4 protein-coding genes and 2 pseudogenes are annotated in these 3105 nt (G+C 57.1%); 3 read left to right on the top strand and 3 right to left on the bottom strand.

The features are described from left to right. Window positions 1-130, bottom strand: a pseudogene (locus tag CT676_RS43330) (DNA-binding response regulator); the annotation flags it as partial. 477 nt (window positions 131-607) lie between these two features. Between CT676_RS43330 and CT676_RS43325 the strand changes: the two are divergent. The 3 genes from CT676_RS43325 to CT676_RS44715 all read left to right on the top strand — a co-directional run bounded on the left by CT676_RS43325 (window position 608) and on the right by CT676_RS44715 (window position 2373). Continuing rightward, window positions 608-919: a hypothetical protein gene (locus CT676_RS43325; RefSeq protein ID WP_135217320.1), complete on the top strand. Its 312-nt coding sequence runs from the start codon at window positions 608-610 to the stop codon at window positions 917-919. A 477-nt stretch (window positions 920-1396) separates the two neighbouring features. Continuing rightward, a complete protein-coding gene (locus CT676_RS43320) occupies window positions 1397-2089 on the top strand; it encodes a helix-turn-helix domain-containing protein (RefSeq protein WP_135217319.1) in 693 nt (230 codons plus the stop codon). A gap of 140 nt (window positions 2090-2229) precedes the next feature. Continuing rightward, window positions 2230-2373 carry a hypothetical protein gene (locus CT676_RS44715; RefSeq protein WP_167768358.1) on the top strand — a complete coding sequence of 48 codons (144 nt, stop codon included), beginning with the start codon at window positions 2230-2232 and terminating at the stop codon, window positions 2371-2373. A gap of 180 nt (window positions 2374-2553) precedes the next feature. On the opposite strand, the gene CT676_RS43315 is transcribed toward CT676_RS44715, so the two are convergent. Beyond that, a complete protein-coding gene (locus CT676_RS43315) occupies window positions 2554-2916 on the bottom strand; it encodes a response regulator (protein ID WP_135217318.1) in 363 nt (120 codons plus the stop codon). An 8-nt stretch (window positions 2917-2924) separates the two neighbouring features. Continuing rightward, window positions 2925-3105, bottom strand: a pseudogene (locus CT676_RS45000) (response regulator); the annotation flags it as partial.

The following is a 3105-nucleotide window of genomic DNA, read 5'->3' as shown; positions in this document are numbered from 1 at the left end:
TGGTGCGGAAGCCGTCGAGCGCGGAGGCGCCGTCGGCGTAAGTCATGATGCGGTAGCCTTCCGTCTCCAGCGCGATCGAGACGGATGTGAGAATGTTGCGGTCGTCGTCGACCAAAGCGATTGTGGGCATGAGCCTCTGCTTTCTGCTTTCCGTTTGGGTCGTGGCTTGAAACGGCGAGCAATCCAGTGATGTGCCGCATACATGGTGCCGAAGTCGGCGATCGAACCTTGTCGCCGAGCAAGGCAAACTGGGCTGAGGTGTGACCAAGTTCTACAAAGCGCAACAGATTCGCCCCGTTTCGCCCCTTAACCTGACCCCGGTTTACCCGAAAAAAGACCTCCCTTGCAACCAGCTGACCCGAGAAGGCCGATGCACCCGCCCCCCGATTTCGACCCTCGGGCCAGTACGCCTATCCGGTCCGGATTGTATCCTTCAATCCCGTCGAAGGGTGGTCCCGGGATGCGACTTCCGACGTCGCGGACGCCCGGGATCACCGGACGCGGAGCGCAGAGCGCAAAAAAAAAAAACCCCGCCTAAGCGGGGCTTTTGAAAGTAGCTGTTCCATTTCGAGCGCATCAGGAAGCTTTGGGGAGCCCACCCGACACGATGAGGTTGGTGGAGTTAGCCGGTTCCGTCAATCAACCTTTGTTAATTCGCCCAAGAAAAAACGGCCCCCTGGCCCAGCGCGCAGCCGACACCGACTCCGAGATTTCATCTGCGCTGCATGCCTTCATCGCCGCCAACGCCACACGGCGCCTTGACATGCAGTTGGCCCTGCCCTTGCGCGGGATCGCCTGGCGCGCAACGCAGGTGAGCGAAAACAATCGAGTCAATGGCCCGGCCCTGACTCGGTTGTTGAAGGTCGACGCTTTGGCAGCGCGTGGTATCGCAAAGAGATACCGAGCTGATGCGCTTTGAGGGCCACCGCCGGGGCGCCTCGGTTTAATTCAGCGGCTATCTTTTCGCGCCGGTGATTCCCGGCCATCGCCTTGAGCTTCTCAATCTCTTCTGAGGTCCACGGGTGGCGAACAGGATGTGCCATATGGCGGCCTCCAGTAGGCTCCTCAGCACAATATCCTCCCTGATCAAAAGTTTCATTCCGCCCTCTTGGATAGATCGGCAATACGGCACGTCGGCTCTGTTATGAGCGCCACCGCGCTAACCGCGAAAAATCTAGAAGCACACCGCAGAACGACCCTTTGCAGACCCGGAGACGGCCGCGCGCAAGCTCCTCGAAACGCAGCCAACATCGCGGCCGGGGGCGCCAGCAACTTGACATTGTACCTTAGTACAATGACCAAAGGTCACACATTCAATGAATATGCTCGCTCGTCGAACGACCTGCGGGCACGAGAAGGATTTTTCAAAGTATTTGATGCGGAAGAGGAATGACCGATGTTTGTGCGTACCACAGCGGATCGCCGACTTCAGCCCAATACGCTCGATGAATTCGGTTTAGCGGGTACATTCAACCGAATCATCGGCCTCAGCGAATTTAAATACCGAAAAGAAACCGAAATCTTCGGTGAAAAAGAGCCCGCTGTGTATGTCTATCAAGTCAAGCATGGTGCGGTGCGAAGTTACAAGTTGCTCTCGGACGGTCGGCGTCAAATCGCCGCCTTTCACTTAGTGGGCGATATCTTCGGGATTGAGAATGGCGACACGCATCGATTTACCGCAGAGGCGGTCGTCGACACCGTCGCGCGCCTGATTAAGCGAGAAAGCATTCAATTGGTGGCCGCAAGAGACGCGGTTGTCTCGCACAACCTGCTCAGCATGACTACCCGCAACCTGGAGCACGCAGAAAACCATATGCTGCTTCTGGGCCGCAAGACCGCGGTAGAAAGGGTTGCCGCCTTCTTACTTGAGATGGATTGCCGCACCGGAGCAGACAATGTGTCGCTCCCGATGACTCGTCGCGACATTGCGGACTATCTCGGCCTGACGTTGGAGACGGTTTCTCGCGTGCTATCTAGCTTGCGTAAAGCGGGCGTCCTTACGTTCCTCGACGGCGATCAGCGAGAGATCATGTTAAACGACAGGAGCCGGCTTGCCGATTTCGATCGGCAAGAACCGGCACAACCCTGATACCAAAAGCGACGAGCCGTACTGGCGACGATGATGAATACGCAGACTCACATCATGATCGCGGATATTGCGGGAGCTAGCACGAAGGTCCGTTGACTTAGATCAAGGATTGCCGGCGATCTAGGTTCAAGGCCTCTGCCATGAACAAGCCTTCCGAAACCGAGCCCAAGCCAACCGAACCCGAGCCCAAGCCAACTCGCTTGGAGGAGGCGCGCCGGATCGTTGAGGATTATGCGGATGACCTTCGCGAGTTCATCCGAAAGCTCCGTGAGAAGATGAATTGAAGCGGATTGGCGCCGGGCTCAGATATGAGATCGAGCGCGGCTGGTGATCGCAGCATGAAAGCGGGACGCCGCTCGGGGAGGATCTGCTGACTCGCAAATAGAAAGGTGCTGGGCGGGGTAGCCCGCCAACTGAGGCGGCCTTGCTTCGCAAAGGGCAACCGCAACGGTTGTCTTGCGCTTTCAAGTTTCTCCGTTCGGCAAAACAGTATCGACTGTGTGCTTGAGCTCATCCAGCGTGCACGGTTTGATTAAGACGGGCGTTCCTTCAAATCCGTGCGGCACGCCGCTGCTGCCGTATCCGCTCAAGAAAAAGAACGGCAGCCCTCGTCTCCTTATTGCTTCGGCAACGGGCCCCACGTTCCTACCATGCAAATTGATGTCGAGGATCGCGAGATCGTATCCTTCAATCTCAGCAATAGATCGCGCATCATCTATATTCCCCACTTCAGCGATGACCCTGTGTCCGAGTTCCTCGACCATCTCGACAAGCATCATTCGAATACGCGCCTCATCTTCCACAAGGAGTATTGACGCCTGCGTCATGTCTCGCCTCAAGCCTTGCCTAAATCGGCAGCCGAGCGCTCGTTAAGGAGCTGAGAGACCGCCGTTGTAAGCTGCGCGGGGGCAAACGGTTTCTGAAGAATTATGCTGTTGGGAACGCCTTGTGCCGGCCAGTCGTGGGCCGCTGCGCCCGATATGTAGACCACGGGCAAATTGGGATCGGTCTCGCGT

This window comes from Bradyrhizobium sp. MOS001 (genome assembly GCF_004634465.1).
Classification (GTDB): domain Bacteria; phylum Pseudomonadota; class Alphaproteobacteria; order Rhizobiales; family Xanthobacteraceae; genus Bradyrhizobium; species Bradyrhizobium barranii.
This window is presented reverse-complemented; position numbering and strand designations above follow the sequence as displayed.